Origin of the sequence: Bacillus sp. GbtcB14 (genome assembly GCF_019091205.1) — a bacterium.
In the GTDB taxonomy this organism is placed as follows: domain Bacteria; phylum Bacillota; class Bacilli; order Bacillales; family Bacillaceae_G; genus Bacillus_A; species Bacillus_A cereus_AG.
The window spans coordinates 1-228 of sequence record NZ_JAGXJT010000357.1; the positions used below are offsets into that span (position 1 = coordinate 1).

Sequence of the window (228 nt, forward strand, 5' to 3'; positions counted from 1 at the left end):
TTCTTTAAAAGATCTTCTACATTTGTTGAAGTAAGAATTAAACTAAGTTTTTCAGGTCTTGCAAATCCTTTTTCAACTGTATGTTGTAACATATCAATTAAAGGATCAAAAAACCCATCAACGTTAAGTAGCCCTACCGGCTTTTTATGTATACCAATTTGTCCCCAAGATAAAACTTCAAACATTTCCTCATAAGCTCCATATCCACCAGGCAATACAATAAATCCA

At 32.5% G+C, this 228-nt stretch carries 1 protein-coding gene; it reads right to left on the minus strand.

Features of this window, described 5'->3' with window-relative positions; all coding sequences use genetic code 11:
• The coding region (locus KVT31_RS30125; RefSeq protein WP_217613782.1) for an LOG family protein at nt 1-228 on the minus strand (228 nt) is incomplete at both ends.